The organism is Amycolatopsis sp. lyj-108 (assembly GCF_046549005.1).
Lineage (GTDB): Bacteria > Actinomycetota > Actinomycetes > Mycobacteriales > Pseudonocardiaceae > Amycolatopsis.
In genome coordinates, this window is sequence record NZ_JAJPWQ010000012.1 from 312,894 (window position 1) to 329,719 (window position 16,826).

The 16,826-nt window shown below is 69.7% G+C and carries 16 protein-coding genes; 2 read left to right on the forward strand and 14 right to left on the reverse strand.

Features of this window, described 5'->3' with window-relative positions:
* Positions 1–63 precede the first annotated feature (63 nt).
* A complete protein-coding gene (locus ACLJO0_RS35530) occupies positions 64–2,394 on the forward strand; it encodes a sensor histidine kinase (protein ID WP_410583484.1) in 2,331 nt (776 codons plus the stop codon).
* Here ACLJO0_RS35530 and ACLJO0_RS35535 read toward each other — a convergent pair.
* The 8 genes from ACLJO0_RS35535 to ACLJO0_RS35570 all read right to left on the reverse strand — a co-directional run bounded on the left by ACLJO0_RS35535 (position 2,391) and on the right by ACLJO0_RS35570 (position 7,268).
* Entirely contained in the window at positions 2,391–2,999 is a 609-nt protein-coding gene (locus ACLJO0_RS35535) for a DNA-binding response regulator (protein ID WP_199748907.1), read from the reverse strand. The genes ACLJO0_RS35530 and ACLJO0_RS35535 overlap by 4 nt on opposite strands.
* Positions 3,000–3,220: 221 nt before the next feature.
* Positions 3,221–3,412 (reverse strand): hypothetical protein, encoded by a 192-nt coding sequence (locus tag ACLJO0_RS35540; protein ID WP_125793002.1) that lies wholly within the window; start codon positions 3,410–3,412, stop codon positions 3,221–3,223.
* Between the two features lie 245 nt (positions 3,413–3,657).
* Positions 3,658–4,203 carry a carboxymuconolactone decarboxylase family protein gene (locus ACLJO0_RS35545; RefSeq protein ID WP_410583485.1) on the reverse strand — a complete coding sequence of 182 codons (546 nt, stop codon included), beginning with the start codon at positions 4,201–4,203 and terminating at the stop codon, positions 3,658–3,660.
* The gene (locus ACLJO0_RS35550; protein WP_410583487.1) at positions 4,175–4,651 is read right to left on the reverse strand and encodes a DUF6187 family protein; all 477 of its coding nucleotides are present in this window, start codon (positions 4,649–4,651) and stop codon (positions 4,175–4,177) included. Before ACLJO0_RS35550 ends, ACLJO0_RS35545 begins: the two co-directional genes overlap by 29 nt.
* Positions 4,644–5,963, reverse strand: coding sequence for an FAD-dependent oxidoreductase (locus ACLJO0_RS35555; protein ID WP_410583489.1), 1,320 nt, complete (start codon positions 5,961–5,963; stop codon positions 4,644–4,646). Before ACLJO0_RS35555 ends, ACLJO0_RS35550 begins: the two co-directional genes overlap by 8 nt.
* Before the next feature lie 8 nt (positions 5,964–5,971).
* The gene (locus ACLJO0_RS35560; RefSeq protein WP_410583533.1) at positions 5,972–6,457 is read right to left on the reverse strand and encodes a DUF6423 family protein; all 486 of its coding nucleotides are present in this window, start codon (positions 6,455–6,457) and stop codon (positions 5,972–5,974) included.
* 250 nt (positions 6,458–6,707) lie between these two features.
* Positions 6,708–7,016: a DUF6235 family protein gene (locus ACLJO0_RS35565; RefSeq protein ID WP_125786038.1), complete on the reverse strand. Its 309-nt coding sequence runs from the start codon at positions 7,014–7,016 to the stop codon at positions 6,708–6,710.
* Between the two features lie 102 nt (positions 7,017–7,118).
* Positions 7,119–7,268 carry a hypothetical protein gene (locus tag ACLJO0_RS35570; protein WP_410583491.1) on the reverse strand — a complete coding sequence of 50 codons (150 nt, stop codon included), beginning with the start codon at positions 7,266–7,268 and terminating at the stop codon, positions 7,119–7,121.
* A gap of 290 nt (positions 7,269–7,558) precedes the next feature.
* On the opposite strand from ACLJO0_RS35570, the gene ACLJO0_RS35575 reads away from it, so the two are divergent.
* A complete protein-coding gene (locus ACLJO0_RS35575) occupies positions 7,559–7,738 on the forward strand; it encodes a hypothetical protein (RefSeq protein WP_410583492.1) in 180 nt (59 codons plus the stop codon).
* 109 nt (positions 7,739–7,847) lie between these two features.
* Here ACLJO0_RS35575 and ACLJO0_RS35580 read toward each other — a convergent pair whose 3' ends face one another.
* The 6 genes from ACLJO0_RS35580 to ACLJO0_RS35605 all read right to left on the reverse strand — a co-directional run bounded on the left by ACLJO0_RS35580 (position 7,848) and on the right by ACLJO0_RS35605 (position 16,787).
* Positions 7,848–8,039: an acyl-CoA carboxylase subunit epsilon gene (locus tag ACLJO0_RS35580; RefSeq protein WP_410583493.1), complete on the reverse strand. Its 192-nt coding sequence runs from the start codon at positions 8,037–8,039 to the stop codon at positions 7,848–7,850.
* An 11-nt stretch (positions 8,040–8,050) separates the two neighbouring features.
* Positions 8,051–9,592 carry an acyl-CoA carboxylase subunit beta gene (locus ACLJO0_RS35585; protein WP_410583534.1) on the reverse strand — a complete coding sequence of 514 codons (1,542 nt, stop codon included), beginning with the start codon at positions 9,590–9,592 and terminating at the stop codon, positions 8,051–8,053.
* Positions 9,593–9,750: 158 nt separating this feature from the next.
* A complete protein-coding gene (locus tag ACLJO0_RS35590; protein ID WP_410583494.1) occupies positions 9,751–9,918 on the reverse strand; it encodes a hypothetical protein in 168 nt (55 codons plus the stop codon).
* A gap of 18 nt (positions 9,919–9,936) precedes the next feature.
* A complete protein-coding gene (locus ACLJO0_RS35595; RefSeq protein WP_125792993.1) occupies positions 9,937–10,509 on the reverse strand; it encodes a flavin reductase family protein in 573 nt (190 codons plus the stop codon).
* A gap of 1 nt (position 10,510) precedes the next feature.
* Positions 10,511–10,951: an acyl-CoA thioesterase gene (locus tag ACLJO0_RS35600; RefSeq protein WP_410583496.1), complete on the reverse strand. Its 441-nt coding sequence runs from the start codon at positions 10,949–10,951 to the stop codon at positions 10,511–10,513.
* 1 nt (position 10,952) lies between these two features.
* A complete protein-coding gene (locus tag ACLJO0_RS35605) occupies positions 10,953–16,787 on the reverse strand; it encodes an SDR family NAD(P)-dependent oxidoreductase (RefSeq protein ID WP_410583497.1) in 5,835 nt (1,944 codons plus the stop codon).
* Positions 16,788–16,826: the final 39 nt, after the last annotated feature.

The window sequence follows — 16,826 nt, forward strand, 5'->3', positions numbered from 1 at the left end:
ACGGCCAACGCAGGGGGAAGCACGACGAAGACCGAGACTTCTTCTGCTACCACTGGGGTGCCTGTGCCGGAACAGCTCGCGGTGACCGCCGAACCTCTGGGTACCGCCGGGGTCGACCGGCGCCCCCGGCGGGCACTGTTCCTCGCCGGGCTGATCATCACCGTCGTCTTCGTCAACTCCTGTCTGTTCGGTCTCCTCGCGGTTCTGCTGCAGCCGGGGGTCGACTTCTGGCATGGCCTGCTGGCGGTGCTGTACGTCGGGCCCGTGCTGGCGATCCAGCTGCTGTTCTTCAGCCGTCCGGCGGTCCGCCTGGACACCAGGCTCGCGAAAGCGATGCTGGTGGTGCAGGCGTGCCTGGCCTACCTGTCGACCCTGCACTTCGACGCGGCGCTGAGCTCGCTGACCACCCTCGCCGCGGGCAGCGCGCTGCTGCTGTTCCGGCCGAGGACGGGCTGGACCGTGTTCACCGTGTTCATGGCGGGCACGATCTGGATCCTGTGGACCTACGACGAGACCTGGCTCGGGGCGTTGTTCGACAGCGTCACCGCCGTCTTCTACGCCCTGGTCGTGTATCTGCTGACCTGGCTCGCGCGGCTGGTGACCGAGCTGCACCAGGCCAGGACCGAACTGGCGCGACGGGCCGTCGCGGAGCAGCGGCTGGCCTTCGCGAGGGACCTGCACGACCTGCTCGGGCTCAGTCTCTCGGCGATCGCGCTCAAGGGCGAGCTGGTGCACCGGCTGCTGCGCAAATCCCTGGACCAGGCGCGGGCGGAACTCGCCGAGATCACCGGGATCGCCCAGCGGACGCTGTCCGACGTGCGGTCGGTTGCCAGGGGCTACCGGGAACTTTCGCTCGACAAGGAGTCACGGACCGCGGTGTCGCTGCTCTCGGCGTCGAACGTCGCGGTGCGGCTCGACCTCGAACAGGTCGAGCTGCCGGTGAAGCTGCGCACCCTGCTGGCGAAGGTGCTCCGCGAGGGTGTCACGAACGTGCTCCGCTACACCGGCGTCGAGCACTGCGAGATCACCGTGCGCGAGACCGGTGGCAGGGTCGCGCTGGAGATCGTGCACGACGGGACGGCGCACGAGGACGTCCCGGAGGAGACGGCGGAGAGCCTGCGTGAGGTGACCGAGGAGGTCGCCGGGCACGGCGGGAAGCTCGGCGCGGGCCCCGACGCGGCGGGCCGGTGGCGGCTGCACGCCGAACTCCCGGTGCCCGAGCAGGCCGAGCCCGCCGAGGCGGCGCTGGAACAGGAGCCCGGCCACTGGTCCCGGATCGACGCCAGGAACGTCCAATGGACGATGTCCGCGGTCTTCCTCTTCTTCAGCCTCTCCGCGATGGCCCGGGCCTTCATGCTGACCGACGACGGCTGGGCCCTCGTCCTCATCGCCGGGTATCTCACCGCGTTGACCACGCTGCAACTGTCCTATTTCGCCCGGCCGAACGTCCGGTTGCGCTCGCGGCAGAGCTACGCGCTGCTGTTCGTGCAGGCCTGCCTGATCTTCCTGCCGCTGATCCCGCTCGGGCACGCCTGGGTGAGCCTGCCCAGCCTGTTCGCTGGCACCGCGCTGCTGGTGCTGCCGCCGCTGGCCGGATGGACGGCGTTCGCCGCGACCGCGGCGGGCGTGGTGCTGATCCGGATCGGCTACGGCACCGACTTCCTCGGCGGCTTCTACAGCTTCGCGTCCATCCTGAACACCGGACTGATGGTCTTCGGTCTCATCTGGCTGATCCGGCTGGTGACCGAACTGGGCGAGACCAGGAAACGCCTCGCCGAGGTCGCGGTCGCCGAGGAGCGGCTGCGGTTCGCCCGCGACCTGCACGACCTGCTCGGGATGAGCCTCTCGGCGATCGCGCTGAAGAGCGAGCTGACCAGCCGGATCATGGACATCGACACCACCCGCGCCTCCGACGAGCTGCTGGAGATCCTCGGGCTGACCAGGCAGGCGCTGGCCGACGTCCGCTCGGTGGCCAGCGGCTACCGGGAACTGTCGCTGGATCAGGAGTCCCGGTCGGCGCAGGCGGTGCTGGTGGCCGCCGACGTCCAGGTGCGGCTGGAGATCGAGCAGGGCGACCTGCCGACGACGGTGCGGACGGTACTGGCCGTGGTGCTGCGCGAAGGCGTGACGAACGTGTTGCGCCACAGCAAGGTCGAACGCTGCGAGATCGCCGTGCGGCGGACCGTGAACGGCGTCGCGCTCGACATCGTCAACGACGGCGTCCAGAACGGACGGCCGCCGAATCCGGGGCAGCCGGAGCGGCAGGCGCGGGTCGAGGCCCCGGGCAGCGGCATCACGAACATGTCCGACCGCGTCGCCGGACTCGGCGGGGAGCTGACCGCCGGGGTCGAGGCCGACGGGCGGTTCCGGCTGCACGCCGTGGTGCCCGTCTAGATCCAGCCGGAGTCCCTGGCGATCCGGATCGCGTCGACCCGGTTGCGCGCGTTGAGCTTCGAAACGATCGTGGTCAGGTAGTTGCGCACGGTTCCGGTGGAGAGAAAGGCCTTCGCCGCGACCTCCAGGGTGTCGCGGCCTTCGGCGGTCAGCCGCAGGACGTCGATCTCCCGCGGGGTCAGCGGGCATTCCACGGTGTCCCAGGCGGCGAGTGCCAGGTCGCCGTCGACCATCCGGCGCCCGGCCGCCACACCACGCACGGCGTTGGCGAGTTTCTCCGCGGGGGCGTCCTTCAACAGGAACCCGTTCACCTTGGCCGCCAGCGCCCGGCGGAGCGTGCCGGGCCTGCCGAGGCTGGTCAGGATCAGGGTCCTGACCTCGGGCAGCTGCTCGTGGAGTTCGGTGGCCGCGGTGAGCCCGTCCTTGCCGGGGAGGTCGATGTCGATGACCGCGACCTGCGTCCGGGAAACCCGCGCGGCGGCGAGGATCTCGTCACCGGAAGCCACTTCGGACACCACTTCGATGTCGGGCTCCAGCCGCAGCAGCGCCACGAGCGCTCCCCTGACGATATGCATGTCTTCGGCCACCAGGACTCTGATCACCATCGCGCCATCCCCTCACGCGCACCCCCAAGGCCCCCAACATAAACACGCCCGGACAGAACGCGTTCCACCGTTCGGGTGGTGCGTCGGTCCGGTCCGTTTTGGGGACGTCACGGCAAAAGCGGCGCGGGACGACCGGTTCCGCAGTCGGTCGGCTACTTTCCGTCGACATGCCGGACCGCCGCTCGCCTTCGGGGCGCGAACGGCGGTCCGGTGAGGTGCGCTCAGCTCGCCTCGGCCAGTGGCGGAGCGGTGCAACAGGCTCCGGTGAAACAGTTGAAGACCTCACCACGCGGCTGATTGGTCCAGTTGTCGAAACGGTCGATCACCAGGTCGACCTGGTTTCCGGCGAAACCGGTGTCGATTCCCCGGACGGCGAAGAGCGAGCGGACGTTGTCGGTCACAGCGTTCTTCATCGAATGACTCCCAGGCTGTTCGGCGGTTTTCCTTCGCTGAGGGAATCGTGCTGCCCAGGGCCGGTTCGCGGCCAGTGCCATGCATCATCGCGGGGATGTGCTTTTCACCTACGCCAGAAGGTTCTCCTCGACTGCTCCACTTCCGCGCCCTCCGCTGTCGAACGGAGTAACAGAGGCTTTCGCCGGTGACGGAACGCGGCCGGCCGGTCTCGGTGAGGCACCGTTGTCCGGTGTGGACAGTCGACTCAGGATTCGAGCAGGCGCGCCAGACCGGCGTACCCACCCTCCTTCAGCCGCACGCCCGAAATCTTCGCGTAGGCGTCGTCGGCGCGGATCCCGAGCCCCTCGACCATCCGGTTCATGAAGTTGAACAGGGCGCAGACCAGGACGGCGTCGTGCAGCGCGGCCTCGTCCCAGCCCGCCGCGAACACCGCTTCGGCGTCGGCGTCGGTCATCCGGGACGGCGTGCGCGTCAGCTTGCCCACGTAGGCCAGTACGGGCTTCATGCGCCCGTCCACGGGCGAGGAGTCCAGATCGGCCAGTGCGGCTGTCAGAAGCCCTTCCGGCACACCGAAAGCCTCCGCGGTGACGGTGTGGACCCCGTGGCAGTACCGGCAGTCGTTGACGCCGGAGACGTAGGCCGCGATGAGCTCCCGCTCCCCCGCGTCGAACGCCGACGGCGCCCGCATGATCAGTTCGTGCAGGTCCAGCAGTTTCGACGCGGGGGCCGGGAACTTCCGGAAGACCTCCAGCAGCGTGGTGTCAGTCGGCAAAGACCCGAGATAGGACATCGTGTGTACCGCTCCCCTTTTCCGGCGCCCGCCCGTGCTCGGCGAACTCTTTGACGTCGTCGCGCCGCAGCCAGCAGGCCGCGAGACAGGCCACCGAAGCCGGTCCCAGCCCGGTCACCGTGGCGGTGACGCGCGCGGTGGCGTGTTCCCATTCTCGGCGCAGGGACCCCGCAGCTGTCATCTCCGGACCTGCTTCGATCAACGGGCGCACCGCGCGCCAGCGGGCGATCCCGGCTTCGACGAGCGCGTCGGTGCCCAGGTCGAGCGCGTTGTGCCGGGCCTGGTCCACGGCGAGGGCGACCAGCGCGGGCTCGTCGGCGAGACGGGCGAGCCCGACGCCGGCCAGCAGGCGTTCGGCGTCCAGGCCCAGCAGGATCACGCCCGCCTCGGTCGAGGGAGCGTCGTCGATCGACGGCAGGGTGAAGCGGGAGTCGTACGGTTCAGACACGGGCGACGTCCTTCGCGGCCGTCCGCAGCGGGGCTTCCCGCCGCAGGTTCTCGGCGACGGCGGCCGCGACCCGTGCGGTGGCGACGCGGTGGCCGTCGATGTTGCGGGCGGCCGGGCCCAGCGCCATCCCCGCGGCAGCGCCGACGGCGAAGACCCGGGGCGCGCCGAGGTAGGCGAAGGTGCGCTCGTCCAGCTCAGGCCAGCCGCCGCGGTCGAGAACGGCCTCGCCGGGCATCAGGCCGTCACCGATCGACGGCGTGGTGCCGAGCGCCAGGACGGCGTGCTCCACGGAAACCCGCGAACCGTCTTCGAGGTGGAGGACGACCCCCGGTGCGACCTTCGTGATCGCCTTGCCGCGATGCACGATCAGCCGTCCCTCGGCTTCGGCGGCCTCGAGCATCGGCCGGAACTCGAACATGATCGACGCGCGCCGGAAGCGGCCCATCAGTTCGAGCCGTTCCGGCCGGCTCACGCCGTCGAAGCGGGCGCGGCCTTCCGGCCGGAAGAACGACGAGTTGACGTCGGCGCACTGGTAGCGTTCGCCCGTTTCGCGAACCACCCAGTGCACCTCGCGGCCTTGGGCGAGCCCGTTGGCGATCAGGTGTGCGGCGGTGAGGCCGGCGCCGACGACGGCGAGCCGCTTCCCGCCGGCGGGAACGGGTTCGTCCCAGTAGCTCACCCCGCGCGGCGGATGACCGCCGCCCCACCAGGTGTCCGGGGCGGACCGGCGCTCCTCGCCGAGGCACAGCACGGCGTGGCGCGCGGTCACGGAGAACCGGTCGGCGCGCACGGTGACCGCTTCGGACGTCGGCAGCACCTCGCGTACCGAACCGCGCCAGGTCCGTTCGGTGACGTGATGGCTCGCGGCCAGATGACGGCAGTAGGCCTCGAAGACGTCGACGGGGACGACGGACCGGTGCCCGGCCTGCGCCATCCGGATCTCGCGGCGCTCCACCGGCGTCAGCACCGACCAGTGCAGCCGGGCGAAGTCCAGCAGTTCGCAGTCGCGGTAGCCCTCGACGCCGGGGTGGTGCTCGTACGGCGACCGCAGCACGCGCTGGCCGAGCAGGTCGATCCGGTCGAAGAACCGGCCGCAGGGACGGCCGTCGCGGTCGACGATGACGAGGTCTCGCACGCCGTGGTGCCACAACGCGGAAGCGACCGCGAGCCCCGCCGGGCCCGCGCCGACGATGACCACGTCGGCGCCGGACGGTGGTTCGGCGGTGGCCGCCGCGCGGGCGCCGGGGACGACCGGCCACTCCCGCCCGCGCGGCGATTCGAGCAGCTGGGGTTCCGGGACGAACGTGATCACCGGCGTACTCAGCCGATCACGGTCACCGGGACGATCAGCTCGATCACGGGGCGCTGTTTCATCCCGTCGCTGATCATTTCGTCCAGGGTCTGCTGGGACTGCTCGGCGGTGTCGGTCGCGATCGGGCTGTACCGGGAGTAGGAGTAGGTCGGCTTCCGCCCGCCCGCGTCCAGCGAGTACACCTTCAGCACGGCCTCGCCGGGCCGGACTTCACCGTCGTAGAAGGTGAGGCGGCGCTGGTCGGGCGTCATGAAGGACTTCGAGAACTGGCGGGAAAGCACGAGGGTGTCGGCGTCGTTGACGAAGGTCGAATCCTCGTCGGTGACGACCTGCATCGCGGCCCAGGTCTTGTCGGTCAGGTTGGTCTCGGACTTGATCACCTGCCAGCGACCCGGCTCCGGGAGGTTGACGCTGACCGAAATATCGTGGTCGGTGGTGTCGATCGCGCCGGAGATCATCAGCACCCGGCGGCGGACATCGGCGACCCCGGCCATCTGAATGTCACGTGCGCGCACCCGTGTGGAAACATCCAATCCCGGGAATTCAGGTGATGACATCTTTTGTGCCTCCAGCCCTCGAGACGAAAACAGAACGCAAATTCCAGCCCGGCAGAATTCCCCCGCCCCCAAACACCGGAAGAATTTCACGCCGAACTGGACGATGTCAAGATGAGGAACGCATGACCCGCTGGTACGAAAGGCCGCCGGTAAGGGGCGGGAGACTGGGCCGTTCAGCGGTACCGGCTCAGGACCCGTCGGCGTCCTCGATCCAGGCAGCGGCGGGCGTGCCGTGCTCCAGCGCGCCGATGTAGACGATCTCGAACGAGGAATCGGACCGCTTGAGCCCTATCCGGATGACGAGATCATGTTTCACCAGAATAATGAACTGATGCGGATCGCGGCCGTCTCCGAAAATGTCGTAGATGAGAAAGGCGGATCCGTCGGCCACCGCGAAAAGTGCTTCGTAGATGACATTGCGATCAGCCTGCGGTGCATTGATCGCCCATTCTTCCAGCACCTGCAAACCCGACGTGAGCTGGAGGCGCATAGCCATCCGGAGGCCTCCTCGTGGTCTGGCCGGGTCGTGGGCGATCTTCATTCTCGCGCGCGCGATACCCGGTGGTCTTCTTTGTCCGTGCTTTACGTACCGGTCGGGCTAGTTGTAGCCGAGGATGATGTGCTCTGCCGGCGGCTCGTTCTCGGCGGTCTGCCGCGGCTCCGGGACGAGCGCCGTCGCGTCGGCCTCGACGGTCCCGCACGGGTCGAAATCATCGCCGACCACTCGAATTCGCACCTGTGCCGTCATGGCGTTCCTCCCGGCCTTCGATGAACGACTCACTTGACAACCAGGATGAACCCGTCCGATCGGGAACCGATCGTGACGTGATCGAGGACATCGGAGGGCTCGTGCTGAGCAAAGAAAAAGTTGCGGGCGAGGGGGTGCCGGTAGTGCCCTTGTGGTATCCGGAAAACCAAGGAGCACACGATGACCGAGCGCCTCGACCCGTACGAGATCTACGCCGACGACGAACTCGACGTCGACCTGCTGGGCCTGTCGTGGCCCGACCCGGCCGTCCCCGAGCAGCGAGACAGGCAGTGAGCGCGGCGGAACGGCAGCGGACCTGCGCGGCCTGCGGAGGTCCGTTCGCGCCTGGGGAGCGAACGGACCTGGAGACGGTGATCGACGGCGGCGTCCTCTACGTCGCCGTGCACGCCTGCCACAGCACGTACCCGCCGCGGCGGGAAACCGAGGCCGCGCGACGGCTCAGCGCGTAGTGCGGCGCCCGATCACGCGAGTCACGCGCCCGAACACAGATGACGCGAAAGCCACTTTCGCAACGTTGAAGGTTGCGACAGGGGCTTTCGCGTCATGTGGCGACGCGCGTCAGCGCAAGACCGAAGTGCGCCAGGTCGCCGGGGTTCGGGACGACCAGGCGGATCGCGCCGGCGCGGCGGGCGGAGGCGCGGCCGAAGCGAGCGCGGTGAAGACGGCGACGAGTGCCGCCAGTTCGGCGTCTTCCGGGTCCCCCCGCAGGACCCGGAAGACCGGCTCACTGTCCTTTTCGGACGGTGACATGGTCCCCCCGTTCAGATCGGATGGTTGCCGTGCTTGCGCTGGGGCGCGGCCTTTCGCTTGTCCTGCAGCATGTCCAGCGCCCTGGCGACGGCGGAGCGGGTGTCGGCGGGGTCGATGATGTCGTCGACCAGCCCCCGTTCCGCCGAGTACTGCGGGTTCATGAACTCCTCGGTGTACTCGGCGACCAGGTGGGCGCGCAACGCGTCCGGATCGGGCGCGACGGCGAGGTCCTTGCGGAACAGCACGTTGACCGCGCCCTCGGCGCCCATCACGGCGATCTGGTTGGTGGGCCACGCCAGTGACAGGTCGGTGCCGATGGACCGCGAGTCCATCACGATGTACGCGCCGCCGTACGCCTTGCGCAGGATGACCTGGATCCGCGGCACGGTGGCCTCGCAGTAGGCGTGCAGCAGCTGCGCGCCGTGCCGGATGATCCCGGAATGCTCCTGCTCGACCCCCGGCAGGAAACCCGGGACGTCCACAAGGGTCACCAACGGGATGCTGAACGCGTCACAGAACCGCACGAACCGCGCCGCTTTCTGCGAAGCGGGACCGTCGAGCACGCCGGCGAACACCATCGGCTGGTTGCCGACCAGGCCGACCACACGCCCGTCGATCCGCGCGAGCGCGCACAGCACGTTCGCCGCCCATCGCTCGTGCATCTCGAAGAACTCGCCGTCGTCGGTCAGTTCCGTGAACACGTCCCGCATGTCGTAGGGCTTGTTCGGCTCCACCGGGACCAGTTCGGCGAACGTCGGGCGCCGGTCCTTGCCCGCGTCCTGTGACGGCTCGCGAGGCGCGGGCTCCAGATAGTTCGACGGCAGCAGCGAGACCAGGTAGCGGACGTCGGCGAGGCAGCTCTCCTCGTCGTCGTGCACCACGGTCGCCACGCCGGACGACGCGCCGTGCACGTCCGCGCCGCCCAGTTCGTCGTGGCTGACCCGTTCCCCGGTCACGGTCTCGACGACGTCGGGCCCGGTCAGGTACATCCGGGCGGTGTCGCGCACCATGAAGACGAAATCCGCGAGCGCCGGCGAATACGCCGCCCCGCCCGCGCACGGTCCCAGCACCACGCTGATCTGCGGGATGACGCCGGACGCCTCGACCTGGCGGCGGAAGATGCCGCCGTAGCCGTTGAGCGCCATTACACCTTCCTGGATCCGCGCTCCCCCGCTGTCGTTGAGCCCGATCAGCGGCGAACCGGTGGCGATCGCCAGATCCATCACCTTGTGGATCTTCGCCGCGTGCGCCTCGCCGAGCGAACCGCCGAAAACGGTGAAGTCCTGCGCGTAGACGAAGACGCGCCGTCCGTCGATGGTGCCTGAGCCGGCGATCACGCCGTCGGTGTACGGCCGGTTCTCCGCCAGTCCGAGCCCGCTCGCCTGATGCCGCCGGTACAGCTCGACCTCGGTGAAGGAATCGGGGTCCAGCAACAGATCCAGCCGTTCGCGCGCGGTGTGCTTCCCGAGCGAATGCTGCCGCCGGACGCCGTCGAGCCGCCCGTCGACGATGTGCTCGCGCAGTTCGTCGCGCTGGGTGCGCAGCAACGGCATCGTCGGTTCCGGGGGGTGCACCGGTTCGGCGCCCCTGGCGAGCGGGATCACCTGCCCGTCGGTCGCCCTCGGGATCCGGGGGCGCCGCAGCCGGTCCTCCGGCAGCGGCACCACCTCGGAGTCCTCCGTGCGCTGAGCGCCCGGATCGCCCTGCAGGGTCACGCCGCCTCCCTGAGCCTGGCCTCGCGCTCGAGCTCGTCGAGTTCGATCTCCCGCTTGATGTCGCGCCAGCACACCCCCCGCCCGAGCCGGGGCATCGTGGTCACCACCGGCGGCCGTTCGGCCGAGTGCGCCGGGGCGGTCGTGGCGGATTCGTTGATGGTCATGGACAATTCCTCTCCCTGTCAGGCCGATGCCCGTATCCGGCCGTCGATCTGGTGGTAGCCGCCGCCGTAGAAGACCAGCGAGTCCTGCGCGGTGCCGCGGCTGGAGGCGACCACCTTGCCGAGGAAGATCGAGTGGTCACCGCCCTCGTAGACCTCCGCCAGCTCGCATTCCAGCCACGCCAGCGCGCCGTCGAGCAGCGGGGCGCCGGTCCGCGGCCCCGCCGTCCAGTCCACCGAGTCGAACTGCGCGAGCCCGGCCGGGCGGCGCCAGTCCGCGAAGTACTTCGCCAGCTCCTTCTGGTCCGACGCCAGCACCGTGACCGCGTACGACCCCGCCGTCACGATCGCCTCGTGCATCCGGGCCGCGCGGGAAACGCAGCACAGCACCATCGGTGGCTCCAGTGACACGGAGGTGACGGCGTTGGCGGTCATCCCGTGTGCCCGTTCGCCCCCGGCGGTCAGCACGGTGACCCCGGTGGCGAACTGGCCCATCACCTCCCGCAACCCGGACTGCGCGGACAGTCGTCGCCGCGCGGCTGGTGTCGGCAGGCGTTTCAGCACCGGCCGCGAAGGTTCCTCCACCTCGCCCACGTCACTCCCCCTTGCCGTCGACGGCGTACGGGGCCAGCGCCTCACGCAGTTGCTCGGGCACCCTGCTGGGCACGGTCGCCGTGTTGGGGCCGCGCATGCACGCGATCCGCTGCCGTCCGCGCGCCACCAGCCGCTCCCCCTCGTCGGTGAGGTGGACGTAGTCGAAGGTGAACTGGATCTGGGTCTGGGTCAGCTCTTCCAGCCGCAGCCGGATGGAAAGCTCGTCGAACGCGGTGATCTCCGCGTAGAACTCGCAATCCACCTTGAGTGTGAAGAGCTTCAGGTCACGGCGGACCTCTTCGAGCACCGCCGGCGCCTTGTCCTTCAGGAACATCTCGCGGCACCGGCCCTGCCAGCGCACGTAGTTCACGTAGTAGACGTTGCCGACCAGGTTGGTCTCTTCGAACCCGACCGTGTGCAGGATCTCGTAGTAGTCGGCCATGTCAGTTTCCCTCTCCCTGTAGCACCGCGAAGACCACGGGATCGGTCCGGTCGTTGACGGTCGTCACCCAGGTGGCGATGCGGGCGGCACCGTGCGAGAGCACCGCCCAGCCGTCCGGATCGACCCGGTGCACGGTGAGTGCCTGTGTCATGTCCCCGGTCTTGCGCACGCATTCGAGCGCGCTCCAGACCCTGGTGTGCGCGACCGAAAGCGGCTCGCGGGCGTCCGCGGCGAGCAGTTCGCCCACCGCGAGCAGATCCTCGCCGAGCAGACCCGCCCAGTCTTCCGGTGTCCGTTCGATCGCCGTCTCGACGTCGCAGGCGATCCGTCCGTCGCCCGCGATCGCCAGGGTGAGTCCGGCGCTGTGCGACGCGCTGACCTCGACCCCGTCGGCTTCCGGTTTCCCGTCCGGCCGGTAGCGGATCTCGAGCGGGGTGTCGACGGCGCGGCCGGCGGCCAAGGCCGTCTGTGCCCGCCGTTCCGGCGTGGTCTCCACGGAAACGCCCACCGGGTCCGGTTCGACGACGATCGCACGGGACGAACCGAGGAGCCGTTCGACGGAACGCTCCAAATAGGACCCGAGCATCGACGGGACCCAAGGCCCTTCGCCGTCGCGTTTACGCACCGCGCGCAGTTTCAGCCCTTCCCACCGCTCGACGAGCTTCCCGTCGGGGTTGCGGACGTCGAGGTCGTAGAGATAGCTGTCGCCGTCCTGCGAACGCTCGCGGGCGTCGAGGAGCACGTATTCCGGGTCCTGCTCGCCGGGCTCGGCCAGGTACAGCCGCTCGATCCCTTGCGGCAGCAGGGTCGCGTCGGGGACGCAGCACTGGATCGCGTGCATCATCGCGTCGCGGGTGCCGGGGTCGGCCAGAAGCTGTTCCTGCGGGAGGAACGGCGCGAACCAGTCGACCTCGGCGCCGGTCGCGATCTCCGCGACCGCGTGCCGCGCGCTGGCCCGGCGATATCCGGTGACCCGCTGGAATCGCTTGCCCTGGAACAGGACCGTGCCGTAGAGCTCGGTCGTCGGGTCGACCGGGACCGGCGGCAGCGCGACGTCGCGGACGACGGTGTCACCCAGCGGGTCTGGCCGGGAGAACCGCAGCCGGGCGCGGAAGTGGTCGGCGCTGAACCCGGTCTCCCCGCTGCGCAGCACCACGTCCACCGTTTCGGCGTCCCTGGCCAGCGCGGCGAGCCGGATCGTGGTCGACCCGCCCGGTGAGACGATGATCGGGCGCAGGAACTCGACGTCGGAGAACACCGGTGCCGGCAGGGTTTCCACGCCCAGCGCGGCCTTGGCGACCTGGGTCATCGCCTCCATGCCGATCACCGCCGGGAACAGCAGCTGACCGTCGAGCAGATGGTCGGCCAGATACGGGTCGCTGCCCGCGGAAAGGTCGGCCTCGGTGATCAGCTCGACCCCCGGGTAGTGCACGACGGCGCGGTCGACGAAGCGGGTCAGCGGCAGTTCGCGTTTCTCCACCGGCAGGGTGACCAGGCCCGCTGTCCGGCCGCAGACGACCAGTACCGACGGGGCCGCCGGGTCGCCGACGACCTGGCGGAGGATCTCGATGCCCTCCTCGGTCGGGATCGGGGTGATGCCGTCGCGCATCAACGCGCTGACGACGCCGAGCTTCTCGCCCATCCCGGTCCCCGACCAGACCGACCATTCGAGGGCGATCGCGCGGGCTTGGGGGTGTTCGCGGCCGAAGCGGACGGTCAGTTCCGTCATCCAGTCGTTGGCCGTGGCGTAGTGCGCCTCACCGCGCAGCCCCGCCCGTCCGATGATGCTGCCGAAGGTCACCAGCAGCTTGATCTTGTCCTTGTCGACCGCGTCGAGGACGGCGTTGAGGCCGCCGATCTTCGGGGCCAGCGTCTTGCGGAAGGTCTCCTCGGTCAAGGAGAACAGCGCGGCAGGCTCGTTGCGGCCCGCGCCGTGCAGTACCGCCGTGACCGGACCGAACCCGTCCTGGATCCGGTTGATGGCGTCGGACACCTGACGGGCGTCGGTGACGTCGGCGCGCTCGTAGCGGTAGTCGATGCCCGCCGCCGCCATCCGGCCGAGGTTCTCCGAGAGTTCGGCGTCGTCGGCAGGGTCGCTGCGGCCGAGCAGTGCGAGTTTCGCGCCGGAATCCTTGGCCAGCGCCAAAGCGCTCTCCGCGGTGATGCCCTTGCCGCCGCCGGTGACGAGCAGGACGTCTTCGGCGCCCAGCGGTGTCCCTTCGGCCTCGGACGGTTTGAGGGCACCGAGCTTCGGCACCGTGCGGACACCGGCGGAGTCGTAGCGGACTTCGCTGAAGTCGTTGGTGGCCGCCACTTCGGTGACCACAGTGGACACCGCGGCACGGATGGCCTCGGGGTCCGCCGGGCGGACGTCGGCGAGGTCGACGATCGTGGTCCTGGCCGACGGGTCTTCCAGCCGCAGTGTTTTCGCCAGGCCGGAGGCACCGAGACCGTGCTGCACCACGACGAACCGCGTGCCGTTGGGCGCGGACAGCACCGCGCGGCCCGCGTCCAGGAACAAGCCCACGTCACCGGAATCGCTGTCCGCGTTCAGGCACAGGACGACACCGTCGCCGACGCCCGCGGTGGCCAGCGCGGCGCGCAGCGGCTCCGCCAGCGGGTGGCCCTCCGGGGCGAACGCCGTCCACTCCGCTTGCGAGAGGCCGGCGGTTCCCGGTGTGAGGTCGGGCGACGGCTTCGGCGCGACGACGTACTCGACCGCGAACGGCCGGACCCACGGTCCCACCCCGGCGACCTCGGCCTGGTTGCTGTCGGCGGGTTTGGCGGTCTGCGCGAGTTCGTCGATCATGTCGGCGAGTTCGCCGAGACAGACGGTCGCGAAGTTCGGCATGCCCTCCAGCGCCGGACGGCCGAGCGCGCGGGTCACGTCGTTGACCAGCTGACCGACGGTGATCGACGAAAGGTGCAGGTCGTCGAGCGGATGCGTGTCGGCGGTGACCGCTTCGAGCGGCAGTTCGACCCGCTCGGAAGCGAGTTTCCGCAGCAGTTCGAGAGTGCTGCTGTCGCTTTCCGACGCCGCTCCGGTCGTGGCGGCGGCGGGTGCGGTGGGGTCGGTGACGCGGTCGCGGGCCAGTTCCGCGTCGATGGACGGCGCGGCCTCACACGGGCTGGTGAGGAACGAGAACTTCCCGTCCACCGGCAGTGCCCGCACGACACGGCCGTCGAAGAGCACCGACGTCTCCAGCGGGGCGCCGAACGCGAACGCGGCGCCGGCCACCTTCAGCACCGATGCCAGCGTCGGGCTGTCGGTGTCGATCGCGAGCGCCGGGGTGCCGGGCGCGATCGCGCCGAACAGCCCGGTGAGCACGCGGCCGGGGCCGACCTCGATCACCAGGTCGCTGCGCTCGGCGACCTTCGCGGCCGCCTCACGGAAGCGGACCGGCAGGACCACCTGATCGCGCAGCAGGTCACGCAGATCTTCGGCGGCGTGCAGGACGTCGCCGGTCACCGTGGAGACGACCGGCCGGTCGAGCCTGGCGAAGTCGAACGTGGCGAGTTCACCGGTCATCGCCTCGGCGGCCGGGACGACCGCGGGCGAGTGGAACGCGTGCGAGACGTTGATGCGGGTGGCGGTGACGCCTTCCGCGCGGGCACGGGCGACCACCCGGTCGATCGCGTCCGCCGGTCCGGAAAGGACGGTCTGCTCGGGGGCGTTGTATCCCGCGATGACCACCTCTTCGCCCTCGGCGAGCCGCTCGGCGACCCCCGGGGTGGCGGCGATCCCCGCCATGGCACCGTTTCCGTCGCTCGCGGTCGCCATCACCTTGCCGCGGATCTTGGCCAGCCGGAGGACTTCGCGTTCGGTGAGCGCGCCGCCCCAGTGCAGGGCGGTCAGTTCACCGAGGCTGTGCCCCGCGACTGTCCGCGCTTCGATGCCGAGGCTCTTCAGCACCCGGAGCCCGGCGAGCGAGCCGGTGACGATCCGCGGCTGCGCGACGTCGGTGGCGACCTGGTCGGCGCCGGTGGACAGACCCGCGGCGCGGTAGATGTCGTCGGCGTGGCCGAAGCGTTTGCGCAGCGCGCCGACCGTGCCCTGCCCGGAACCCTGACCGGGGAACAGGAAGCCGATCTTCGGCTCCGTCGAACGCCCACTGGCGAAGATGCCTTCGCGGGAGGAGAAGATTTCCGGCTCTCCCTCGCCGAGAAGGTCGAGGAGTTTGGCCAGCTTGCGCTCGGCGTCCTCGGGGTTGGTCGCGACGACCGCGGCGCGAACCGATTTCCCGGACAACTCCGAGGAAAGCGTGCCCGCCAGGTCCGCGAGCTCCGCGAACGAAAGCTTCGGGACGACCTCCAGCAGACCGGTCACCTTGCCACGCAACGACGCGGCGTCGTCGGCGTCGAGAAGCAGCAACTCGCTGTCCTGCCGTCCGGCGACCAGCGACCGGGTCTTCTCGTCGAGTTCCTTGCGCCGGGCCGCACCCGGCGCTTCGGTCACGGTGACGTGCGAGTTGATGCCACCGAACCCCATCGCGGAGACACCCGCGCGGACCGGGTGGTCCGAGGGCCACAGCCCGGCCTCGGCCGGGACGTACATCCGCGCGGAATCGCCGACCAGCGACTCGTGTGGATCGAAATGGCCGGTCGCGGGCGGGATGACCTGGTGGTAGACCGCCAGCGTGGCCTTGATCAGCCCGGCGACCCCGGCCGCGGCCTTGGTGTGGCCGATGTTGCCCTTGATCGTGCTCAGCGCGGCGGGGTCGGCGAGCGGGTCGGCGTCGCGGCGTGCGGTGGAGAGCGCCTCGATCTCGGTGGCGTCGCCCAGCGCGGTCCCGGTGCCGTGCCCTTCGAAGTACGAAACGGTCTCGACCCCGTAGCCGGCCTTCTCGTAGGCCCGTTTGAGCGCGAGGCGGTGACCCGACGCCTCGGGGCGGGTGATGCCGCCCTTGCCGTCGGAGGAGACACCCCAGCCGCCGATGGTGGCGTAGATCCGCTTGCCCTGCGCGATCGCGTCGTCCTCGCGCATCAGCACGAGCATGCCGGAACCCTCGCCGGGCCAGAAACCGTTGGAATCGGCGTCGTAGACCTTCATCTCCCGTTTCGCGAGCGCGCCGGTCTTGGCGAACCCGATCACCTCGAACGGGTCGATCGACAAGTCGACACCACCCGCGACGGCGACGTCGAGGTCACCCTCCGAAAGCGCGTTCGCCGCCGTGACCACGGAGAGCAGCGACGACGAGCAGGCACCGTCCACGGTGAAACCGCCGCCGCCGAAGTCGAAGAAGTTGCAGACCCGGCCGGCGATCGTGTTCGCCAGCCCACCCGCGAGGGAGTCCTCGTCGATCTCCGGGAACGGCGCCTTGTACTGCACCTCGAGATCGTGGAGGAATTCGGCGGTGTCGCCCTCGGCCCAGCCGCGTTCGGCGAGCGCCGCCGCGATGGTCCGGCGCACGTACGGCCAGCGCAGCCGCATGATGTTGGCCCGCGAGAACTCGCCGGTCAGGCTGTTGCCGATGACCACGCCGGTGTTGGGCCGCGGCAGCCCGTCACCCTCGGGGAAACCCGCGTCCGACAGCGCCTGCGCGGCGACGTCGAGGGCGAGCCAGTGCGTGGTGTCGGTCGAGCGGAACGTACTGCCCGCGACCTTGTACTTGATCCGGTCGAACTCGTAGTCCCGGAGTACGGCGGCCTTCTGGGCGTAGAAACGGTCCGGCGCTCCTGCGTCGGGCGAGTAGTAGTCCTCGCGGTTCATCCGCTCGTCGGGCAGCCTTCGGAACGCCCGGCGGCCGGCGAGGACGTTCTCCCACAGTTCTTCCGGGGAACCGGCGTCCGGGTATCGGAGACCGATACCGACAATCGAAATCCGCTCAACGCTCATGCCACCGCACTCCCCTAGCTCTCAACCACTCAAGTCACG

Bases quoted from the DNA above. Each gene is read 5' to 3' on its own strand.
- ACLJO0_RS35545 (WP_410583485.1), bottom strand. From the start codon at position 4,203: ATGTCCTATCTCGGGTCTTTGCCGACTGACACCACGCTGCTGGAGGTC.
- ACLJO0_RS35590 (WP_410583494.1), bottom strand. From the start codon at position 9,918: ATGACCATCAACGAATCCGCCACGACCGCCCCGGCGCACTCGGCCGAA.
- ACLJO0_RS35605 (WP_410583497.1), bottom strand. From the start codon at position 16,787: ATGAGCGTTGAGCGGATTTCGATTGTCGGTATCGGTCTCCGATACCCG.
- ACLJO0_RS35585 (WP_410583534.1), bottom strand. From the start codon at position 9,592: ATGCCGTTGCTGCGCACCCAGCGCGACGAACTGCGCGAGCACATCGTC.
- ACLJO0_RS35580 (WP_410583493.1), bottom strand. From the start codon at position 8,039: ATGTCACCGTCCGAAAAGGACAGTGAGCCGGTCTTCCGGGTCCTGCGG.
- ACLJO0_RS35565 (WP_125786038.1), bottom strand. From the start codon at position 7,016: ATGGCTATGCGCCTCCAGCTCACGTCGGGTTTGCAGGTGCTGGAAGAA.
- ACLJO0_RS35570 (WP_410583491.1), bottom strand. From the start codon at position 7,268: ATGACGGCACAGGTGCGAATTCGAGTGGTCGGCGATGATTTCGACCCG.
- ACLJO0_RS35560 (WP_410583533.1), bottom strand. From the start codon at position 6,457: ATGGCCGGGGTCGCCGATGTCCGCCGCCGGGTGCTGATGATCTCCGGC.
- ACLJO0_RS35535 (WP_199748907.1), bottom strand. From the start codon at position 2,999: ATGGTGATCAGAGTCCTGGTGGCCGAAGACATGCATATCGTCAGGGGA.
- ACLJO0_RS35600 (WP_410583496.1), bottom strand. From the start codon at position 10,951: ATGGCCGACTACTACGAGATCCTGCACACGGTCGGGTTCGAAGAGACC.
- ACLJO0_RS35540 (WP_125793002.1), bottom strand. From the start codon at position 3,412: ATGAAGAACGCTGTGACCGACAACGTCCGCTCGCTCTTCGCCGTCCGG.